The organism is Brevundimonas sp. KH_058, assembly GCF_057838505.1.
The window spans coordinates 729,702-748,472 of the sequence record NZ_CM174469.1; the positions used below are offsets into that span (position 1 = coordinate 729,702).

24 protein-coding genes are annotated in these 18,771 nt (G+C 67.6%); 4 read left to right on the forward strand and 20 right to left on the reverse strand.

Annotated features, from left to right (window positions below):
• Positions 1-29: 29 nt before the first annotated feature.
• Both AC3ISA_RS03435 and AC3ISA_RS03440 read right to left on the reverse strand, forming a co-directional pair.
• On the reverse strand, positions 30-1,331 hold the full coding sequence (locus AC3ISA_RS03435; RefSeq protein WP_066624063.1) for a mechanosensitive ion channel: 1,302 nt from the start codon (positions 1,329-1,331) through the stop codon (positions 30-32).
• A gap of 274 nt (positions 1,332-1,605) precedes the next feature.
• Positions 1,606-2,109: a YciE/YciF ferroxidase family protein gene (locus AC3ISA_RS03440; RefSeq protein ID WP_489179346.1), complete on the reverse strand. Its 504-nt coding sequence runs from the start codon at positions 2,107-2,109 to the stop codon at positions 1,606-1,608.
• Positions 2,110-2,432: 323 nt separating this feature from the next.
• Here AC3ISA_RS03440 and AC3ISA_RS03445 point away from each other — a divergent pair, with 323 nt between their 5' ends.
• From AC3ISA_RS03445 to AC3ISA_RS03455, 3 genes are read left to right on the forward strand one after another with little or no spacing between them, the layout of a single operon-like run.
• Positions 2,433-2,687, forward strand: coding sequence for a DUF6894 family protein (locus AC3ISA_RS03445; protein ID WP_157076415.1), 255 nt, complete (start codon positions 2,433-2,435; stop codon positions 2,685-2,687).
• A gap of 41 nt (positions 2,688-2,728) precedes the next feature.
• A complete protein-coding gene (locus tag AC3ISA_RS03450) occupies positions 2,729-3,169 on the forward strand; it encodes a DUF6766 family protein (protein WP_066624067.1) in 441 nt (146 codons plus the stop codon).
• Positions 3,166-3,441 (forward strand): hypothetical protein, encoded by a 276-nt coding sequence (locus AC3ISA_RS03455; protein WP_066624070.1) that lies wholly within the window; start codon positions 3,166-3,168, stop codon positions 3,439-3,441. Before AC3ISA_RS03450 ends, AC3ISA_RS03455 begins: the two co-directional genes overlap by 4 nt.
• A gap of 237 nt (positions 3,442-3,678) precedes the next feature.
• Here AC3ISA_RS03455 and AC3ISA_RS03460 read toward each other — a convergent pair.
• Together AC3ISA_RS03460 and AC3ISA_RS03465 are read right to left on the reverse strand one after the other, a co-directional pair.
• A protein-coding gene (locus AC3ISA_RS03460; RefSeq protein ID WP_489178357.1) for an IS3 family transposase occupies positions 3,679-4,868 on the reverse strand; the annotation gives its coding sequence in 2 pieces (ribosomal slippage) (positions 3,679-4,610 and positions 4,610-4,868; 1,191 coding nt in all).
• A 394-nt stretch (positions 4,869-5,262) separates the two neighbouring features.
• Positions 5,263-6,048 (reverse strand): tyrosine-type recombinase/integrase, encoded by a 786-nt coding sequence (locus AC3ISA_RS03465; RefSeq protein ID WP_489179347.1) that lies wholly within the window; start codon positions 6,046-6,048, stop codon positions 5,263-5,265.
• A gap of 23 nt (positions 6,049-6,071) precedes the next feature.
• On the opposite strand from AC3ISA_RS03465, the gene AC3ISA_RS03470 reads away from it, so the two are divergent.
• Positions 6,072-6,242 (forward strand): hypothetical protein, encoded by a 171-nt coding sequence (locus AC3ISA_RS03470; protein ID WP_489179348.1) that lies wholly within the window; start codon positions 6,072-6,074, stop codon positions 6,240-6,242.
• On the opposite strand, the gene AC3ISA_RS03475 is transcribed toward AC3ISA_RS03470, so the two are convergent.
• The 16 genes from AC3ISA_RS03475 to AC3ISA_RS03550 form a co-directional block, all read right to left on the reverse strand.
• On the reverse strand, positions 6,239-6,646 hold the full coding sequence (locus AC3ISA_RS03475) for a helix-turn-helix transcriptional regulator (RefSeq protein ID WP_489179349.1): 408 nt from the start codon (positions 6,644-6,646) through the stop codon (positions 6,239-6,241). The genes AC3ISA_RS03470 and AC3ISA_RS03475 overlap by 4 nt on opposite strands.
• Positions 6,634-6,840, reverse strand: coding sequence for a hypothetical protein (locus tag AC3ISA_RS03480; RefSeq protein WP_489179350.1), 207 nt, complete (start codon positions 6,838-6,840; stop codon positions 6,634-6,636). The genes AC3ISA_RS03475 and AC3ISA_RS03480 overlap by 13 nt, the downstream gene beginning before the upstream one ends.
• Positions 6,833-7,108 carry a hypothetical protein gene (locus AC3ISA_RS03485; RefSeq protein ID WP_489179351.1) on the reverse strand — a complete coding sequence of 92 codons (276 nt, stop codon included), beginning with the start codon at positions 7,106-7,108 and terminating at the stop codon, positions 6,833-6,835. Before AC3ISA_RS03485 ends, AC3ISA_RS03480 begins: the two co-directional genes overlap by 8 nt.
• Entirely contained in the window at positions 7,105-7,710 is a 606-nt protein-coding gene (locus tag AC3ISA_RS03490) for a lytic transglycosylase domain-containing protein (RefSeq protein ID WP_489179352.1), read from the reverse strand. The genes AC3ISA_RS03485 and AC3ISA_RS03490 overlap by 4 nt, the downstream gene beginning before the upstream one ends.
• Positions 7,704-8,216, reverse strand: coding sequence for a S26 family signal peptidase (locus AC3ISA_RS03495; RefSeq protein ID WP_489179353.1), 513 nt, complete (start codon positions 8,214-8,216; stop codon positions 7,704-7,706). The genes AC3ISA_RS03490 and AC3ISA_RS03495 overlap by 7 nt, the downstream gene beginning before the upstream one ends.
• On the reverse strand, positions 8,213-9,394 hold the full coding sequence (locus tag AC3ISA_RS03500) for a TraB/TrbI/VirB10 family type IV secretion system protein (protein ID WP_489179354.1): 1,182 nt from the start codon (positions 9,392-9,394) through the stop codon (positions 8,213-8,215). Before AC3ISA_RS03500 ends, AC3ISA_RS03495 begins: the two co-directional genes overlap by 4 nt.
• Positions 9,391-10,461, reverse strand: coding sequence for a TrbG/VirB9 family P-type conjugative transfer protein (locus tag AC3ISA_RS03505; protein ID WP_489179355.1), 1,071 nt, complete (start codon positions 10,459-10,461; stop codon positions 9,391-9,393). The genes AC3ISA_RS03500 and AC3ISA_RS03505 overlap by 4 nt, the downstream gene beginning before the upstream one ends.
• On the reverse strand, positions 10,440-11,123 hold the full coding sequence (trbF, locus tag AC3ISA_RS03510; protein ID WP_489180070.1) for a conjugal transfer protein TrbF: 684 nt from the start codon (positions 11,121-11,123) through the stop codon (positions 10,440-10,442). Before trbF ends, AC3ISA_RS03505 begins: the two co-directional genes overlap by 22 nt.
• Positions 11,124-11,125: 2 nt before the next feature.
• Positions 11,126-12,541: a P-type conjugative transfer protein TrbL gene (gene trbL, locus AC3ISA_RS03515; protein ID WP_489179356.1), complete on the reverse strand. Its 1,416-nt coding sequence runs from the start codon at positions 12,539-12,541 to the stop codon at positions 11,126-11,128.
• Positions 12,542-12,564: 23 nt separating this feature from the next.
• The gene (locus tag AC3ISA_RS03520) at positions 12,565-13,317 is read right to left on the reverse strand and encodes a TrbJ/VirB5 family protein (protein WP_489179357.1); all 753 of its coding nucleotides are present in this window, start codon (positions 13,315-13,317) and stop codon (positions 12,565-12,567) included.
• Positions 13,268-15,691: a conjugal transfer protein TrbE gene (gene trbE / locus AC3ISA_RS03525; RefSeq protein ID WP_489179358.1), complete on the reverse strand. Its 2,424-nt coding sequence runs from the start codon at positions 15,689-15,691 to the stop codon at positions 13,268-13,270. The genes AC3ISA_RS03520 and trbE overlap by 50 nt, the downstream gene beginning before the upstream one ends.
• A gap of 7 nt (positions 15,692-15,698) precedes the next feature.
• Positions 15,699-15,977: a VirB3 family type IV secretion system protein gene (locus AC3ISA_RS03530; RefSeq protein ID WP_489179359.1), complete on the reverse strand. Its 279-nt coding sequence runs from the start codon at positions 15,975-15,977 to the stop codon at positions 15,699-15,701.
• A complete protein-coding gene (locus AC3ISA_RS03535; RefSeq protein WP_191554985.1) occupies positions 15,977-16,297 on the reverse strand; it encodes a TrbC/VirB2 family type IV secretion system protein in 321 nt (106 codons plus the stop codon). Before AC3ISA_RS03535 ends, AC3ISA_RS03530 begins: the two co-directional genes overlap by 1 nt.
• 356 nt (positions 16,298-16,653) lie before the next feature.
• Positions 16,654-17,346 carry a hypothetical protein gene (locus tag AC3ISA_RS03540; RefSeq protein ID WP_489179360.1) on the reverse strand — a complete coding sequence of 231 codons (693 nt, stop codon included), beginning with the start codon at positions 17,344-17,346 and terminating at the stop codon, positions 16,654-16,656.
• A gap of 580 nt (positions 17,347-17,926) precedes the next feature.
• On the reverse strand, positions 17,927-18,304 hold the full coding sequence (locus AC3ISA_RS03545) for a response regulator (RefSeq protein WP_489179361.1): 378 nt from the start codon (positions 18,302-18,304) through the stop codon (positions 17,927-17,929).
• A 76-nt stretch (positions 18,305-18,380) separates the two neighbouring features.
• The gene (locus AC3ISA_RS03550; protein WP_489179362.1) at positions 18,381-18,770 is read right to left on the reverse strand and encodes a hypothetical protein; all 390 of its coding nucleotides are present in this window, start codon (positions 18,768-18,770) and stop codon (positions 18,381-18,383) included.
• Position 18,771: the final 1 nt, after the last annotated feature.

Here is an 18,771-nt window from a genome sequence, read left to right on the forward strand (position 1 = left end):
CCCCGCCCATCATCGATCCGACGAGCCTCTTATTCCGGCGGGCCCTTTGTGACCTTGTCCGCCCACATCTGGGCCACTTTGCCGGCGGCGTCGCGTCCGCCAAGCCCAAACGCCAGGGCGGCGGCGACGGCGGCGGAGCCGAGGATCAGGCCGAAGGCCAACAGCACGATATCGTCGGCAATGCCCATGAACCGAAGGCCCATGGCGGTCGCTAGAGCGATGGTCGCCCAGCGTACCAAGGTCGACGCGAACCCGTCTGCCCCGCCAGTGCCCTTGTTGATGAGGTTGGCCAGGACGCCCCCGATCAGCACGCCGGCGGTGATGATGATCCCGCCGACGATGACGTGGCCCGTAAGCGACAGGATTTCCTGAAGGGTGACAGCGATAGTGCCGAACTGCAGCAGCTTGGCCGCCTCGATGGCCGTGAAGGCGACGATGGCCGCCATGGCGATCTTGCCGACGACTATGGACGGGGTCATCGGCTTGGGCGCGTCACCGCCTAAGGCCCGCGCGGTGGCCGGGGTTACGTCGCCGGCGTAGGGGACGGTGGCCGCTTTTGGCGCGGCGGCCGCAGAAGTAGATGCCGTCAGCGAGGTTAGGCTGGAGATGCTGCGGTCGAACCCGGTCGCGGGGAGGATCCGCTCGATCAGTTGAGCGACCCACCGGCCGATGCACCAGCCGACGGCGAGTACGATCGCGGCGGCCAGCACGTTGGGGATAGCGGCCAGCACCGTCGAGAGAACTGCGACCGCAGGCACCGTCAGGGATTCGATGCCCAGCTGCTCAAGGGCGGCGATGGTTATCGGGATCAGGATCAGGACGAAGACTAGGGTCCCGATCGCCGAGCTGACGCCTGTCGACCCGGTCGCCCTGGTCAGTCCCGCCTTCCCAAGCCAGCGGTCGGCATTGGCGGCCTGCAGGGCCGCCTCGACGACGCGCTTGGCCAGGGTCGCGACGACGAAACCGATGAAGAAGATCAGCACCGCGCCCAGCACGCTCGGAATGAAGGAAGCGACTTGGTTCAGGAGCGAGTTGAGAGGGGTGACGACCTGGCCCAAGTTCAGGACGCCGAGGGCGGCGACGACGCCGAAAAGCAGGATCAGCCAGAAAGCCACATCACCGAGGCTGGCGCCGATGGAGTGTTTGGGATTGTCGCTCGTCGTGGCCTTCGCGGCGCCGGGAATGCGGTTGATGCCTTTGGCTAGGGCCCATTTGACGGCCTTGCCGATAAACCAGGCCGCGACGAGGATCAGGATGGCGCCGATCGCCTTTGGCGCCCACTCATAGACGAGCGCGTCCCAGCCGATGAATTCGTAGTCTGTCGTTTGCATTAAGCCCTCTCAAACCCCACGCCACCGCGGAGTGTTCCAGCCGTTGAAACCCTGGGAGTTCGCCGCAAGTTCCGTCGCGTCCAGGACATAGACCCGATCGGGCGATCGCGAACCTTCGTGAGGCTTGACCGATAGGACGTCATTGGAAGCGGCGCCCGACGCTTAAGCCGCAGGTCAGGTTCAGCCGCCTCTGCTCTGCAGTGTTCGATGTGTCAGTTCGGTGGGCCGCCTAAGCCCCGCCGCAAGGGCAGCGGGGCTGTCTGGGTCGAAGATCCTACCCGGCTTTCGGCTGTGTAGCCTCGGCGTTGACGGCCGCATCAGCGATCGTCGTCAGATCCTCGTCGGTCTGGCTTTCCTCCTGCAGGGTCTCGTCCAGCAGGGCGACGGCGTCTGTCAGCCCGAGCACATTGGCCCAGCGCTTCAGCGTGCCGTAACGGGTGATCTCATAGTGTTCGACGGCCTGGGCCGCAGCCAGCAGGCCGGCGTCGAGCGCGGCCGTGTTCTTGTACTCTTCCATGATCTCGTCGCCCTCGGCCAGGATGCCTTCGATGGCATCGCAGGTCTTGCCGCGCGCGGACTTGCCGATGATCTCGAACACCTGCTGCAGGCGTTCGATCTGGCCTTCGGTCTGATCCTTGTGCTTTTCGAAGGCCGCCTTCAGCTCGGGCGACTGCGCGGCCCGGGCCATCTTCGGCAGGGACTTCAGGATCTTCCGCTCGGCGTAGTAGATGTCCTTGAGCGTGTCGTGGAACAGGGTGTCGAGGGTTTTCTCGGCCATGGTGCAAACTCCTGATGATGCGCCTAGCGCGCGCAGCAAAAAGGACATGTGGCTCCAATGGTTCCTGTTCGCGGGTGAGGCGGGGACGGTAAAAGCAGGCGCGTCTCCCCACCGCCCCACAGCACCAAGCCGACGCCGGACAAAGCGCCGGGCAGCCACGCGATGGATATGCCTCCGCTGAGCGAGGCACCGAGCGACCTCCCACCTGACAAGGTCCCTCAATGGACGCAGGAACCGCCAGCTCCGAATGACCATTCAACCCTCTTGCGAGCGCCCGTCGCAGGCAAGCGCAGGCTCGCCCAGCAAGCCCCCAAGAGGCCGATGTGCAACGCTACTTTTTCAACATCGCGGACGGGAGCTGTGTTCGCGATCCGCAGGGCGATGTACTCCCGGGACTGGACCAGGCCAACCAGATGGCCTTGGCAGTCATGTCGGAACTCCTGCCCATGCAGCACTCCAGCCTGCTGGTGGCGGGCGAACGGCCCGGCGAGGTGCGCGTTCCTGTGTCGGCTTGGCGACCAGGCGCGTTGAATATCCGGTTCGGCTCGGCTCCCCGAAACACAGTACAATACCCCTGAGAGGCGAGAGCCTCGTACTTCCGACATCGTCAGGAAACCCCATGAAGAGATACGCCTACGCCTGGATCACGCTCGGTTTCTTCGCGGTGTCCCTTGGGCTGCACTGGCTGTTCGGCTGGTTCACCTTCGTCGATGAAGCTCGGGACCACGGAGTCGCGCCGGAACTGACACCATATCTGATGGTGATGGGGCGCGACACATTCGAGAACTGGCAGTCGGAGTTTCTGCAACTGCTCTGGCAGGTCGTGGGTCTGGCCTATTTCCTCTACGTCGGTTCGCCCTCCTCCAAGGAGAACGACGACCGGATGGAGGCCAAGATCGACGCCCTCCTGGAACTGGTCGGTAAGGAGCGCGGCGAGGCCCTGATTAAGGAGATCGACGGCACCCACCTGCGCCGCGACGGCCATGCCTCCATCCATCAGGATCCTGCCTATTCCGCTGATGCGCTCGTCGCGAGAGAAAGCTCAGGAGAAGCGAAATGACCGATGCGGTGGAGAATAATGCGTTCGCCAGAAAGCTCGCGTACGGTGCCGAGTTGACCCAGGCGGACAAGGCCGTGCTGGTCGACGTCTCCTCCGGCGGCCGACGGATGCCGAGCCGTTCGGACATCATCGCCGAGGGAGACAGGCCGACCAATGCGCATCTGATCATGGAAGGCTATGGAGAACGAGAAGGACTGGATCCAAACCTGCCTCGGCTCACCAAACCGTTCCGGAAAGACGAACTCGCCGCATGCCTGGCCGAGCTCGGCTGACACCGCGACCCCATCAACGCAAGAGTTCATATCCAGCTGGCTAGGGGCATGCCCTGTTCTTAAGTCCCCCATCGTTGGCTGGAAGAGGCCAATGGCGGCGCCGTCAAGTAGTTGGCGTCAGATGACGCCTCTGTGAACCATATCGATGCCAACGATCGCCGCTGCCGCGAGGCTTGAGACGACATATGCCAGGACGTTGACCTTCCAAGACAGGCGAAGTGACGTGACCCCCGTTTCTCATCCAGCCATAACGAGAGTCCTTTGGTGATCTGAACTGGGGTTGGTGGGGTTGGCAAGAGGCCGGTCAGCGCAGCCTTCAACCAGCGCAGCGGACCGGCCGATCTTTCCGCTGAGCGCATCTGCGTAAGCCTGCGGCGTCAGCCATCCCAGCTTTGAGTGCGGCCGGGTTTCATTGTAGTCGCGCCGCCAGGCTTCGAGCACGACACGGGCGTGCGGCAATGATCGGAACAGCGTCTCGTTCAGCAGCTCGTCACGCAGGCGGCCGTTGAAGCTTTCGTTGAAGCCGTTCTGCTGGGGCTTGCCTGGCGCGATGTAGTGCCAGCCGACCCCGGCCTCGTCCGCCCAGGCCAGAATGGCGTTGGACGTATATTCCGTGCCGTTGTCGCTGATGATCGTGTCCGGGCGCCCCCGTCGCAGGATGATGGCGTCCAGCTCGCGCGCCACCCGCCGGCCCGACAGCGAGGTGTCGGCGACGAGTCCGAGGCACTCACGTGTGCAGTTGTCGATCACTGTGAGGATGCGGAAGCGCCGCCCATCGGTCATCTGATCGGACACGAAGTCCAGCGACCAGCGCTGGTTTGCGACCAGAGGAATCTCCAGCGGCCGCCTTGTGCCCATGGCGCGTTTGCGCCCGCCGCGCCGACGCACCGTCAGCTTCTCTTCGCGGTAGATCCGCTGGACCCGCTTCTTGTTGACCGCATGCCCCTCGCGCCGGAGCATCACGTGCAGACGTCGATAGCCGAACCGCCGACGCTCCTGGGCCAAGGCCTTCAGCCGATCGCGCAGGGCGCCATCGTCCGGTCGTGTCGCCTGATAGCGCACGCTCGTCCGATCCACGCCCAGCACCCGACAAGCCCGCCGCTCGCTCATCGCGTAGGCCGACTGCAGGTGCGCCGCCGCCGCTCGATGCGCAGCGGGCGTCACCACTTTTTTCCCAGCAGATCCTTCAGCGCGACGTTGTCCAGCATCGAGTCCGCCAGCATCCGCTTCAGCTTGGCGTTCTCGTCTTCCAGCACCTTCAGGCGCCGGGCCTCCGACACGTCCATGCCGCCATATTTGGCTTTCCACTTGTAGAAGGTCGGCGAGCTCAGCCCGTGCTTCCTGCACAGGTCCGCCACCGGGACACCGGCCTCCTGCTCGCGCAGGATCCCGATGATCTGCTCTTCCGTGAACCTTGATCGCTTCATTCTGTCCGTCCTTTCGAGGAGCGGACTCTAGCTATTCCTGGAGGAGTTTCAGGGGGTCACGTCACGGGCTAACCACACCGATCTGCCTTTTTCGACGATGTCAGACTAGCGCAGGCGTGTGCACAAACGAAGTCGGCTTATGGTCAATACGGTTGTCGGTCGCCCGGCCGGGGCATGTCCGCTAGAGGGCGACGAACCGATGACCGCTCACGGCGCAAAGCAGCGGTTTGCTAGGCCATCTCGTGACGGAGGCGCGCATCCGCTCTGGCCTGTTGATCTGCTCGACACCGTGAGTGGCACCAAGCCTGGATACAGGACCTCGGATCTTGGGGCCTAATGTCCGAGGTTCTGAACCCTTCACCGTGAGCGCTTTGCACGGGTTGCGCGTGGGGTCCTAGAACCTCATGGCCTGGCTGAGTCGGGCCGCCGTCTTGTTGGCCACAAGCTTCAAGGGGTCGTCGCTGAGATGGGCGTAGATTTCGGTGGTCCGCGCCTGCTTGTGACCGAGAACCTTTCCCACCAGGAACAGCGAGGCGCCGTCAGCAATGGCAAAACTCGCGAAACTGTGCCGAAGGTCATGGAGGCGAACGGTCGTCAGCGACCGAACCTCCCGAAGATCGCCGCCAAGGTCGTGGATCCGTCGGTGCAGGATCGTATCGGCCCTGAGTTTGACCTTGGTCCAGAGGTTGGGGAGGCCGACGAAGTGACCGTCTCCCTTCAAAGCCGGCAGCACCCACGGCGACCCAGCGCCCGGCACAGGCATCGTATCACCCGAGTTGTGGCCCCTCGACGCCTCGGGCGCTCTCGTCTCGTCCCAACGACGCCGGAGCACTGCGATCGCATCGTCGGCCAAGGGCACTACCTTGGCTCCGGTCTTGGATTCCGGAAGCCGCAAGCACCCCTTCGACCAGTCGATGAAGTCCCACTGCAAGGTCAGGATCTCAGACTTGCGGCAACCCGTCAGCATCAGCAGGCGCACCGAGTCGGCCATGACAGCGTAGCGCTCGTCCTCGCGCTCAAACTCCGCCAAGGCCTCGGCTAGCGCCGCGATTTCCCGCTCGGAGAGGTATCGCTCCTTCCGGATCGTCTTGAACCTTTCGACGCCTTTGGTCGGGTTCTTCTGGAGGTACTCGGCCTTGATCGCGAACTCATAGACCGCCCCGAGCGTGATCACCGCCATCGCCGCCTAGGAACATTATCCTAATGCTGCCCAAGAGCGCGGGGCGCCCCCAGTGGTGGGCCAACACCGCCGATTCCGATACGACCCATGTGCAGCGCAGGGCCTGGGGCGACGCCGGCTTCGACGCCTTTCTGATCGACGGCGCAGATCGCGTGCGCTTCCGACGCCTTCCGTCCAAAGAGCCGGTTTCCTAGCTCCCGAAGTCGAAGGCGATCTGGCCAGGCGAGGTCTTGGAGCCCCGGCGTCCGACGGATGCCGGGCTCTCCTGCACCGGCTCACCGGCAGGGGTGGTCGTCGCGGGGGCCTTACCGGCGGGCGCGACGGGGCGGCTGCCGCCTTGCCGTTCCGGGTCGGCTGGGGCCTCGAACAGCCGGGGCTCGGCCGGACGGCGCGGAGCCCGCGCCAGCTTCCATGCGGCCAATTCGCTCTCCCACCATCCTACCCGGCCCCGCGACACCAGGACCGGCAGGGGAAAATCCCCCGCCTTCTGCATCCGCCAGGCGGTGGTGCGGCTGAGGCCAGTCACGGCGTGAACAGCCGGCCATGCGAGCAGGCGATCGTCAGCGCCGCCCGGGCGCCCGTCGGTCACGGCGCCCATGACACAGCCTCGTCCGCCCGGCGATCGAGAAGATCGGCGAGGATCCGGGCGTCGTGCGCCGCGTCGACCGGATCGCGCATTTCCCAAGCCTTCAGCACGTCCTTCAGGGCGAAGCTGACCGCCGGATCCACCAGCAAGTCGGCCACCGTCGGCAAGCTGCGATCGGACACCGGCCGTGATTGCGGATCAGCCATGGCGACGCCCCCGTGCTGCGGGCGGGGCTGATGCGCGCAGGTCGCTGACCTGGGCCAGGGCCCAGGTCCTCAGCACCCCCCTCGGATAGTAGGGCTTGTGACGGACGTGCCGGCAGGGCGGACCATTGCCCCCCGTCGACCATAGTCGGGCGAGCGTCTCCGGCTTCATGCGAATGCCGAACTGGACGAGGAAGGCTGAGGCTTCCTTGCGTGTCAGCAGGTCGTCATCGCCGGCCTCCGGACGCCCGACCTCCACCCCCCCGATCACAGCCCGCCCTCCGGCGGCCGGCACTCCGGGGAGTTTCGAGCCCCGCGCCCGGCGGAGAGCGCCAGGTAGCATTCGACAACGCTGACGACATAGGCGCGGGTCTCGGCGATCTCGGGGATGCGGCCGAGGCGGGCGACGCGACCGGGCCCGGAATTGTACGCCGCGAGCGCCAGGCGGACGTCCCCGAAGCGCATCAGCTGCCGGGCCAGATAGTCGGCTCCGCCGGAGAGGTTCTGCTCCACGTCGAATCGATCGCTTACGCCCAATTCGGCCGCGGTCCCTGGCATCAACTGGGTCAGGCCACAGGCGCCCGCGGACGAGCATGCGTCGGCACGGTAGGCAGACTCCGTGATCACCAGCGCGTGGAGGAGCTTGGGGTCGAGGCCGTGACGATCCGCCGCCCGGTCGATCGCCTCCATGAACGGCTGAGACAGGGGTCTGAGCCGAGCCGCGAAGCCCGCGGCGTCGGCGACCTCGACCGTTTCGACCGCCGACGGCCGTCCGAACAGGTCGCCGCCCGCCTCACGCCAGTCGACCGACTGGGCCTGGGACGCCGCAGGCCAGAGCAAAGCCGTCGCCGCCACCAAAAGGGATCTCACCATGTCAGGGTCTCCCGGAACACGCCGTCGACATCGCCGACGGCAACGGGTCCAAAATACCGGCTGTCGAAACTGCCCGGCGTGTCTCCCAGGACGAACAGTTCGCCCGGGCCGAGCCGCCGGCACCCTCGCCACTGCGGCAGCGGCTCGCCACGGCCGTCGCGCTCCAGGACTGGCGCGGTCCGACCGGCGGCCGTCACCCCGGCCTCGCCCCGGCAGACGAGGTCCCCCCCGACCGCCGCCACCCGCTTGATCAGCAGGACGTCGACCGGCATCCCGAGGGCGCCGAGATAGCGCTGGGCCTCCGGCGGCTGCGGCAGGGCGACGGTGGCGCCGCGACCGGGTGCGGCGCCGATCTCACGGAGATAGAGCCCCTTGGGCAGGCTTGGGCTTTCGTTGACGAGCGCCAGGGCCGGGGTCCGGTCTGCGACCGCGGCGACGCAGCCAAGAACGAAGACGGTGACTCCAAGGGCCGCCCAGCGATTTCCATTGTCCAGGGGCGAAGTCATGGCTGGTAGGGCTCCAGGATCAGGTCCTGGGTGATCATCACCCGAACGGAGGCGCCGGGCCGGAGCCGGATCGAAGGTCGGACCTGGAGCTCGCGATCGACCAATCGCCCGCCGACCTGCGACCCCTCGATGGCGGCCGCGTCGCCGGCGTCGCCGAGCAGGCCGCCGGAGCTGCGGTCATCGCCGTCCCGCGCAATCTGGCCAAGGGTCGTGATGGCGCCGGCGAACAGGGTCCCGACAAAAAGCGGCAACAGCCGACGATCGACCGATCCCCGCACGCCGACGGCGCCCTGGGCGTCCACCCCGGGCTCCTCCGTCAGGACCAGGCTCTTGCCGTTGGGCAGGATCAATCGGTCCCAGGCCAGGAAGGCGCGGCGGTCGCCATAGGCGCTCTCACCCTCATGCCGGCCGATCAGCCGCGTTCCCTGGGGCAGAACCAGGTGGCGGCCGCTGACCGAGTCGAAGACGTTTTGGGACACCGTCGCCACGACGGGTCCCGCCCGCGAGGTGTCCACGCCGGTCAGAAGCACGGCGGGGATGATGGCGCCCGCCTTCAACTCGTAGGGCGAGAGGGGCGCGGTCAGCACATGGCCGTTGTACGTGGCGCCGATGTCGGCGGCGTCGGCGCCACCGGCCCGGGGGGACCCGCCAGCCGGCGCTCGCTCCCCCGGCGTCGCCGAGCCTTGCGCCGTTTCAAAGAACAGCCCCGACCGCGCCGCCAGTTCCTGCGGTCCCGGTCCCCGGTCCCGCGGCGCGGATCGTGGCGCAGACCCACCGCCATAGGATCGCACAGGCTCGGTCCGGGGCGACGCAACCGCTCCCGGTTCCGACTCCGGCTGGGCGGCGGTGCGCGGCTCGGGCAGACGATCATAGGTCGCCGGCTGTTCGGTCACGGCCTCGGCCGGCCGCACCACGCCGCGCGCCTCGTCCTCCCGGGCCTCCGCCGCCCGCGCGCGGGCGCTGTCTCGCAGTTCAGGCTGGATCACGAAAGCCCAGGCCAGCGAGCCGGAGACCAGCACAGCCCCGCCGATCACGATCGCCTGGACGACGGACTTTCGCAGGCGGGTCGCGGGCGGACGCGGCGCCCGCATCGACAGGCCCGGCGGCGGCGTCTTGGCGGCCGGTTGAACGGCCTCGGCCGTGTCGGACTCAGGGCGAGGGTCAGGAGGAAGGGTCATCGGGCGGCTCCCTGAAGACGGCGGATGCGCACGACCTGGGGCCGCCGGTCGCCGAGCCTCAGCTCGGCGCGGTCGAACACCCGGTCGACAATGAAGAGGCCCCCGGCCTGGCGGTAGTTGACCATCTGCGCCTCGCCGTCCGGCGCGATCACGAACAGGGCCGGTGCCTCATCGATGTGCAGATCGGGATCAAAGGCGATGAAGGTGCGCAGACCGTCGTTGAACACCGAGACCGGCGTCCACCGCGCCCGCCGTCCCTGGGGCTCGATCCGGTAGCGGGCGTCGAGCGGGCCCTCCGGGGTCGCGACCGGGTCGGGAACGCGTAGGTCCACACCATCCTCGACCAAGGGCGACGCCGGTTCGTCCATCGCCCCGACGTCCCAGGCGATCGCCGCATTGAAGCCGTCAGCCGCGCCGCTTCGCAGGTCCAGCAGGTAGACACGCCGGTTGGTGGTGAGGACCAGGTTGGTCTCCAGCCCGCGTTGCAGCGGCTTGAGCAGGACATGGGTGCGTTGTCCGGCGCCCTCGCCCGAAGTGGTCTCGCCGATCTGCCAGCGGACGGTGTCTCCCGCCGCTTTGGAGACCAGGGTCTCCCCGGCGCCGAGCGTCAGGGTGGTGACGCGCAGGGGCGCGGTCCAGACCTCATAGACCCGACCCGAGGACCAGCCGAACACCTGCACCCCGCCGACAAAGGCGTCGGATTGCGATGCCGTCCGAGCCTCCACGTTGGCGGCCGCGATGGCGCGTCGTCCGGAGGCGGCCGACGTTGCGGTTTCCGCACGCGCAGCAGGGGCTGAGGAGGGGATCGCAGCGACCGTCTCATAAGGAACAGGACCGCTGTTCGTCGGCTCGGCTTCCGCCCCATCCGCGGCCCGCGTCTCCTCGAAAGCCTCCTCGCTCACAGCGGAAGCCGCAGTCTCCGGAGGGTGGGACGCCTCCGCCGAAGGTACGGGATGCGGCGACGGGACGGTGGCGTGACCGAGGGACAGGGCCGGGTCGCGAAGCACGGCGCAGCCGGTCAGACCGAGCCCGGCGATGGTCAGGATCAGGAGGCGTCGGGGGTCCATGAGATGTCCTCGATTTTGATGCCAAGGGGATTTTTCATCAGTTCGGCCTCGGTCCGCGGCGCCTGGCGCCCGGTCGTGATCAGGGCGCGCCATCGCTCGACCCCGGCCTGCTGGCCGTTGACGAACCGGGTCTCGCGCCACTGCAGGTCGTAGGTGCGCTCGGTGCGACGCACGACGTTCAGGATCTCGACGTTGACCGCCTCGCGCCCGACATCGGCGAAGGGGTCGTGGGTCTGGGCCCAGGCGTTGAGGAAACTCGCCGCCCGGGGCGTCAGCAGGTCGTAGGCGGCCAGCCAGTTCTGCCGGATCACGATCGGATCGATCGACTTCGATCGGACGTCACGAATCCAACTCGCGAGGGCGTGGCCGACCTGGGCCTCGGTCGGATCGTAACGGCCGCCGATGGCCGTGATCCTCTGGGTCTCGCCCCAGTCGGAGACCTCCACCACGAACGGCTTGACCACGGCCCGGTCGGCCTGGACCCACCAGCCCGCGCCGAGAAAGCCAGCGAGGACGAGATTGGCCAGCGCGATCCGCCGCCAGTTGCGGGCATGGGCGAGCGACAGACCCATGCGGTCGTCCCAGACCTGGCCCGCGCGCTGGTAGGGGGTCGCTTCGGGGGCGGACGGCTGGACGCGTCGAGGGCGGAAGAAAGGATGCATGGTCACTGGTCCTCTGTCCGGAGGTTGGGAGACAGGACGCCGCTGGTCTCGCCGGCGGGGAGCAAGCCCCGTCCGGCATTGGCGACGAAGAAAGCCTGCAGAGCGGCAGCCCGCCCCGACGGACGCGGTGCGGCCTGGGCGGATCCGGACGCGGCGCGATGGAAGGCGCGGCGCGCGGCCTCGGCCTCGCGTCCGATCGTCGCCGAGGGCCGGCCGGACGACGCGCCATCGGGTCCAGCGGCCGACCCGCCCGCCCCCGACATGGAAGCCTGGGTGACAGCATGGTCTGGCTCAGCCGATGCGACCTCGCCCTCCCAGGCTCGCGCCGGCTCGGCGACGCCAGGGCCTCGCCCGCCGGGGCGCGGGCCCGAGGGGGCGGGATTGTCGTTTGACGGACGCGGCGACCCCGATCCGGAAGGCCCGGAACCGGATGGGCCCGAACCTGGCGACCAGGGTCCCGACGGCGACGTCGGCGGCCGACCGGAACCCGCCCCCGCCGCCGCCCGGGCAGGCCCAGCCATCCGGGCGGCCGTGCCAGAAACTGCGGCTCCGGCGCCGGCCACGGCCCCGGCCGCCAGGGCGCCTGCGCCGCCGACCGCCAGGGTCCCGGCCAGGGCAGCGCCGGCGCCAAGCGCGGGGCCGCCGGTCACAAGGGCCGAGGCGAGGTTGGGGATGAACAGCGCCAGCATGGCCAGGAGGATCGCGGCCACGAGGATGCTGAGCGCCTCGTAGATGTCGGGGTTGGCCGAAGGCTGTAGCTGATCGAAGATCGTCCGCGCGCCCGAGACCACGATGGCCAGGGCCAGGACCTTCAGACCCGAGGAGACGACGTAGCCGAGGGGCCGTTCGGCCAGGAAGGCGGACTTGTTCCAGATGCCGAAGGGCAGGAGCACGAAGCCGCCCAGGGTGACGATCTTGAACTCCAGCAGGGTGACGACGATCTGCAGGGCCAGCACGGCGAAGGCCAGCATGATGCCGATCATGGCCAAGCCCAGGATCAGGGCGTCGGTCATGTTGCCGACGACGTCGAGCGGATTGTCGACGGGCGCGGGCGTCTCGCCGAGCGCTTTCACGATCTCCCAGCCCTGTGAGAGGATGGCTCCGGGGTTGAGGAAGTCGGCACGGCTCAGGGACCCACCGCCCGCCGTGAGGCCGAGCTCGATGAAGCCGGCGTAGATCGTCTCCGACAGTCGTTGCCAGTCGTTGATCAGCCAGGCGAAAGCGCCAATCAAAAGGACCTTGCCGAACCCCGAGGCCAGCACCTCCCGGTTGGGCGACATCGCCCACTGGATGCCCGTCAGGGCCACGACCAGTGCGATTAGCAGGCCGAAGACGCCGTTGACCGAACCCTGCAGGGCGTCGAACCCGGCCGAGATGGTGTTGGAGAACACCACCATCAGCTCGTTTGGGGTTTCCATTCCGACCGACATTCGAGGGCTCCTCAGTCCCGTGCGTGCGACAGCGGATCGAAGACCGGGGCGGTCGGCGTGGTCACCGGCGCGGACCAGCGGCGGCGACGGGCCTCGTCTCCGGCGGCCCGGTCGGCGGCCTCCCGGGCGGTCGCCTCGGCAAGCAACCGGGATTGGGCCAGCATGACGGTCCGGAGCGCGGCGAGGTCCTCGGCCAGGACGGCCAGCATCTGGTTCGACGACTGGATCGCCGCCGTCTGCCCAACGGCGGCCTCGCTCGCCGACAGGGCGCCGGTGAGCCGGCCGGTGCGCCCCTGACCGAGCCGTTCGAGCTCGGCCGCGGTGCGAGCCACATCCTCGGCCGTTCGCCGGGCGGCGGCGGTGCGCGCTTCGCCCTGCGCCACTAGGCGGGCCAGATCGGCGCCGGACAGGTTGTCCGGGTAGAGGTCCGCGAACTGCCGTTCCAGGCCTTCGACTGAGGTTGCGAGCCCTCGGGCGGTCCGGGCCAACTCCGCCATGTCGTGCAGGCTCTGGCTGTTCCGGGTCAGGTGGCTGTAGGGGGATGCCGCCAGGGTCCGGGCCTCGTTGGCCAGGCTTTCCAGCTGTCGCGCCGTCTGCAGCGCGTTCTCGATGTGGTTGCGGGGATCGAACACCACCTGCTGGGCCAGGGCCGGAGCCGGCGCGGCTCCGACGAGACTGGCGCCGACAAGCCCGGCGGCGAGGATGCTGAGCGGACTATTCCGCCGCGAGCGGCGGGGCGAAGGCGTCGAGGACGGCGTCGACATGATGGACTCCCTTGGCTGTGAGGAACTGGCGTGCGAATCCGGCCTCTCCGGAGCGCGCGAGGATATCGTCGATGAGGGTCTGGTCTTCCGGCGCGCCGGAGCCGCAAAGGGCCAGGGCGACGCCGGTCAGGCGCAGGTCAAACAGGCGCCGACCTCGAGGCTGGCGCCAGTAGTAGGCGCGCTTGGGCGTGGCGAAGGCGATCAACTCCAGCTGACGCCGGTTCAGGCCGAAGCCTTCGTAGAGCCGCGCGGAAGACGGCTCGAGCGCCCGCGGGTTGGGCAGGAAGACCTGGGTGGGACAGCTCTCGATGAGGGTGGCGGCGATCGGCGAGGCCGCGACATCGTCCAGGCTCTGGGTCGCAAAGATCACCGCCACCCGCTTCTTGCGCAAAGTCTTGAGCCACTCGCGAATCTTGGCGGCGAAGGCGGTCTCGCCGAGGAAGAGCCAGGCCTCGTCGAGGATCAGCAAGGTCGGCCGCCCGTCGAAGCTCCGTTCCAGATGGTGAAAGAGGGCCGAGAGGACCGGAGCCACCGCGGACGGCGTCGCCATCAGGCTCTCCAGTTCGAAGGTGTCGAACCGTCCGGGCGCGGGGGCTTCGCCCTCCCCGTCCAGCAGGGCGCCGTGAGGCCCCTTGAGGGTCAGGGGCTCCAGGGCCGCGGCGACGGCGCGGTCCTGGACCAGGGCGCAGAACAGGGTGAGGGTGCGGTGGCTGACGGGCGCATCGGCGAGCGCGCCCAGCGCCGCCCAGATCTCCTCCCGGATCCGGGGCACGGGCTCCAGACCGGCCAGGCGGACGGTCTCGGCGATCCATTCCGAGGCCCAGGCCCGCTCGGTCTCCTCGTCGATCCGGGCCAGGGGCTGGAGAGAAAACTTCGCCCCCGGTTCGAGGGCGCGCCACCGCCCGCCGGCCGCCAGGGTGGCGGCGCGCGCCGAGCGGCCCTTGTCGAAGAAGACGACGCGGGCGTCCGGGTAGCGGAACCACTGCAGGGCCAGAAAGGACAGGAGGGCGCTTTTGCCCGAGCCCGTCGGTCCGACGACCATGGCGTGGCCGACGTCCCCGACATGGAGCACCAGCCGGAAGGGCGTCGAGCCCGTGGTCCGGGCCGTGGCCAGGGGCGGCCCATCGAGATTGAGGTCCATGGCCGGGCCGGCCCAGATCGCCGAGACCGGCAGCAGGTCCGCCAGATTGAGGGTCGAGACAAGAGGGCGGCGAACGTCGGCGTAGGGCTCGCCGGGCAGGGAGCCGAGCCAGGCCTCGACCGCATTGAGGTCCTCGATCCGCGCCACGAGGCCCTGGGCGTTCAGCGCCGCCTCGATAGCGCGCGCCTTGGCGGCCGCGCCGGCCTCGGTGTCGTCAAGGACCGTCACGGTCATGGTCAGATAGCCGAAGGCGCAGGCCTCGGCCCCCAGGGCCGCCAGGGCTCCGTCGCACTCCTCGGTCTTGGAGGCGGCGTCGGTGTCGAGGAGCGGGACCTCCTCCTTGGTGATGGCTTCGCGAAGCAGGACGCCGACGCCCTTGCGCTTGGCGAACCAGCGCTTCCTCAGCTTGACGATCTCACGCTCGGCTTCCGGCTTGTCGAGGCCGATCCAGCGCGCGGTCCAGCGATAGGGGAACGGCAAGGCGCCCAAGGCATCGAGCAGCCCCGGCCGGGTGACGGAGGGCAGGCCGCGCACGGAAACGACCTTGAGCCAGCGCGTCCCAAGCTTCGGCGCGATGCCGCCGGAGAGATCGGTGTCCGCCAGCCAGGCGTCCAGGAACATCGGCTGCTCGGGGACGGTGATCTGGAAGGCGCGCGTGGAGACGCAGTCGTGTAGCCAGGTCAGCAGGGACGCGTCGTCCAGGACTGCGATCTCGGGCAAGGCATCGGACAGAAGGTCGAGCGTGGTCTCCGCTTCGCGGGCGAACAGGGCGAGGGCCTGGCTCCAGTCGGCGCCGCTGCGGGCCAGACCGTCGAACAGCCAGCGTTCGATCCGACGCGTCTCGTCGGCCGGCGGCAACCAGGTCAGGGCCAGTCGGAAGTCGGTCTCGAAGGCCAGGTCGCCCGCCTCAAAGCGGCTGCGGCGCTCCTCGTCCAGGAGCCAGGCGACGTCGAGGTCGAAGGCGCTTTCCGGATAGGGCGCCGCTTCGCGCCGACGGGCTTCCATGTGCAGGCACCAGCCGGTGCCGAGCCGCTTCAGCGCGTTGTTCAGCCGGGCCCGGACCGCCATCAGTTCGTCCTCCGTAGAGGACTCGAGGTCAGGACCCCGAAAGCGGAAGCCGGTGGTGAAGGAGCCGTCCTTGTTCAGGATGACGCCGGGGGCGACCAGGGCCGCCCAGGGCAGGTGATCGGCAAGGGCCGCCGGTCGTCTGCGATGCTCGTCGAGAAAACGCATTCCGGTCTCACGCGTCCAGATGGCCAGGCATGGCCAGGTGCCGGCGCAGGACATCGAAGAAGCGGCGATCCGCCTTGGCGGCCCACAGGCCAATGGCGTGAGCCGCCGCCCACCACAGCAGGCCTAGCCACCAGATACGCAGGGCCAGGCCGAGAACCATGGCGATCGTGCCCATGGCGATTGCATAGTCCCTCGGCATCCCGGCCATCAGCACGGGTTCAGCCAGGGCCTGGGCGACCGGGAGATCCCAGCCGTCCGGACGGCCGTCGGAACGGAACTCAGCCATCACCCGATCTCCGCCCCGCCGGCGAAGCCGAAGAAGTCGAGGAAGAAGGTCGAGGCGGCGAAGGCGATCGACAGGCCGAACATGATGCCGAGGCCCCTGCGCATCGAGGATCCGTTCTCGCTCATGGCGATGCCGGCGCCGAAGACGACCACCGCCACGACGGCCGCGGCCTGAACCACCGGTCCCGTGATCGACTCGACCACCTGCTGCAGCGGTCCCTCCCACGGCATCCCGGATCCCCCGGCCAGGGCGGGTCCGGCCAACAACAGGCCGCACGTCGTCATCGCGCCGAGAAGCCGGCGCCCCAGTATCCGTCGCATGTCTGCTTCCTTTGTTTTCAGCGCGTCTCACCGCGCCTCAACACATTGCAAGCAAATATATCCACAGGCTGTCAACTCTGTGGATCGATTATTTTGAGTGACTGTATTTTGACTTACATTCGAGTCCCGACAACTCATCTGCCGACTTGCGGAGACTTTTTCGCGAAGTCTCGGTAACTCGCCAATCGACTTTCGACGACTTCCAATCATGTTCAGTCGTGGCGGGGCTTTGGCCCCGTGCGGTCCACGTGCGGTTTTGCGCAGCACTCACCCGTCTCTCTGGAAAAAAACGCGGGCGCCATATTCATTGGCGGAGACGCAGATTGGCCGGTCGGGCCGGGCGGCGCCGTTATCAGTCAGGCGGAGCGCGAAGACGTCGCTACGCGGACGTGGAAGCCCTCGCCGGCCCCCTCCACAAGCCGGGTCAGACCGCCATCGCCCGGGCGTATGCGGAGGCGCAGGACGCTCCGGTCGTCGGCCTGGTCTCCAGGCGGAATGTCCTCTCCCGCCAGGAAACGGGCCTGTTCGGGATCGGGAAGATCGGCCGAGAAGCCATCGGTCGCCAGGATCAGGTCCCGCTCGTCCTCGAGTGGGAGGGCGGAGGGCGGCATGAACTCCCGGGGTCTGAAGCTGCGCGTCAGACGATGCCGGGCCGGATCGGCCGCGATCGCCGTGATATCGAGGTCGACGAAGGCGTTGGCGAGGGTGTCGGGCCGCAAGAGCCACTCGGCGCGCCCCGCACGGACCCGTCCCAGCAGACAGTCGCCCGCATGCAGCACCAACCCGTCGCCGCCATTCAGGTGAACGAGCGCGTAGCTCGCCGAGGCGCGCGGCCGGCGCGAAGCAAGCACCTGGTGCAGGTCGCGGAGCTTCGCCTTCAGCGCTCCAGCGGTGACGGCGCTCTCGAGTTCAACAAACCAGTCGATCAGGCCCCGGGCGATGTCGCGGGCCAGCGCACCGCTGTCGGGCCCCTGGGTCGATCCGTCCAGGACGATGCAGAGCGCTTCGTCGCCGCGCACGCCCAGGCCGGCGCAGTCGCGGTTGTCCACGGTGCGTCGTCCGGCCCGGGTCCGCCAGGCGACATCAACCCCCCACGGTCGCCGCCGCTTGCAGCCAAGTCGGCGAGGCGGCGGTAGACAATGTCCGTCCGTCCCTCCGGGCCACGGATATTGTCTTCCAGGAGGTGGTTGAAATCCCTGCCCTGCATGAGCGCTGCCATCTGTTGGGCGATGAAGACGCGGACCTCCGTTTCCGCGGCCCGCACCTCGACGACAATGGCCGGGCGACCGTCGACGACCAGCAGGACAAAACCCGTAGGGCCAAAGACGAACGACCGAACGCGAACGCGCGTCCATGGCCTAGATCGTCCGCTCATGCGCTGGAGCGTCGGCCGTGACGATGCGTCGTAAGGATCGATTGCCGGTTATGGGGGGAATGTTCCCATGCAACATCAATGCCCTATGCGAGCGACAGTCGCAGAATCGCCTCGGTGCATCGCCTATAGTCCCCCATGGTGCAGGGGCAGGCCAGACCCTCTCCAGACGGTGACCCCCAGCGGGGGGCGGGGGGTAAAGCCAGTGGGTCCGCGTATATTCGACACTTCAGAAATGTGACCCAAAACCATTTGGGCTATGGTGCGCGCTTGTTCAGCAGTTCCGCAATGGCGGCCACGACCTGTGCAGGGACGAAAGGTTTGTCGATCAGGATGCTGTCTGGAACCCCATGCGCGGCCCACTCGTCGGCGCTATCGCCGGTCACATAGATCACCGGCAAGGTCGGAAACTTTTCGCGCGCTGCCCGCGCGATGTCCCAGCCTTTGATTTCTCCTCCGAGATTCACGTCCGTCACCAAGGCGCGGCATATGTGACCCTTCTCGTTGAATAGAGCCAATCCGTCCTCGGCTGTGTGCGCGGTGTGTGGACGGAAGCCGTCGTCTTCGAGCGCATGTTCGATGGTTGTCGCGACTAGCACATCGTCATCGACGACGAAGATGCATACAGAATCCATGATTTAGCCCGAGCCGAGTGGAGTTCCCCGGAGCCAGAACACGCTCACCGCAAAAACGATCCCGGTGAGCGCAGCGTCATTCGAGCGGAAGTAGGAACACTCTGGCGTAGCCCGTAGAGCCATCGGTAGTGGGAAAAGCCACGAACTCTTCGCCGTTACGCTTCAAGACCTCTCGGGCGAGATCGTTGAAACGGTCCTCGGCGCCGTCCAGACGAACAAGCAAAAGGCCGTCCGCTTCCGCGATCACTGTGTGCGCGGACGACCCTTTACGAAGTCGGTCGAGGAACTTCCCCATGGCTCCAGAGAACATGAACATAAATTCATGTTCAAGGTGGGCCGCGTGAATATCGCGTGACAGGAGAGTCTTTTCTCGGCGTTCAAAGGGCGAGGCCCGCTGTTCTCGCTGTGGAACCGGCACCCGCCGTGCCCGAAGTGCGGCGATGGCCGGTTCCTCACGAGCCATCATG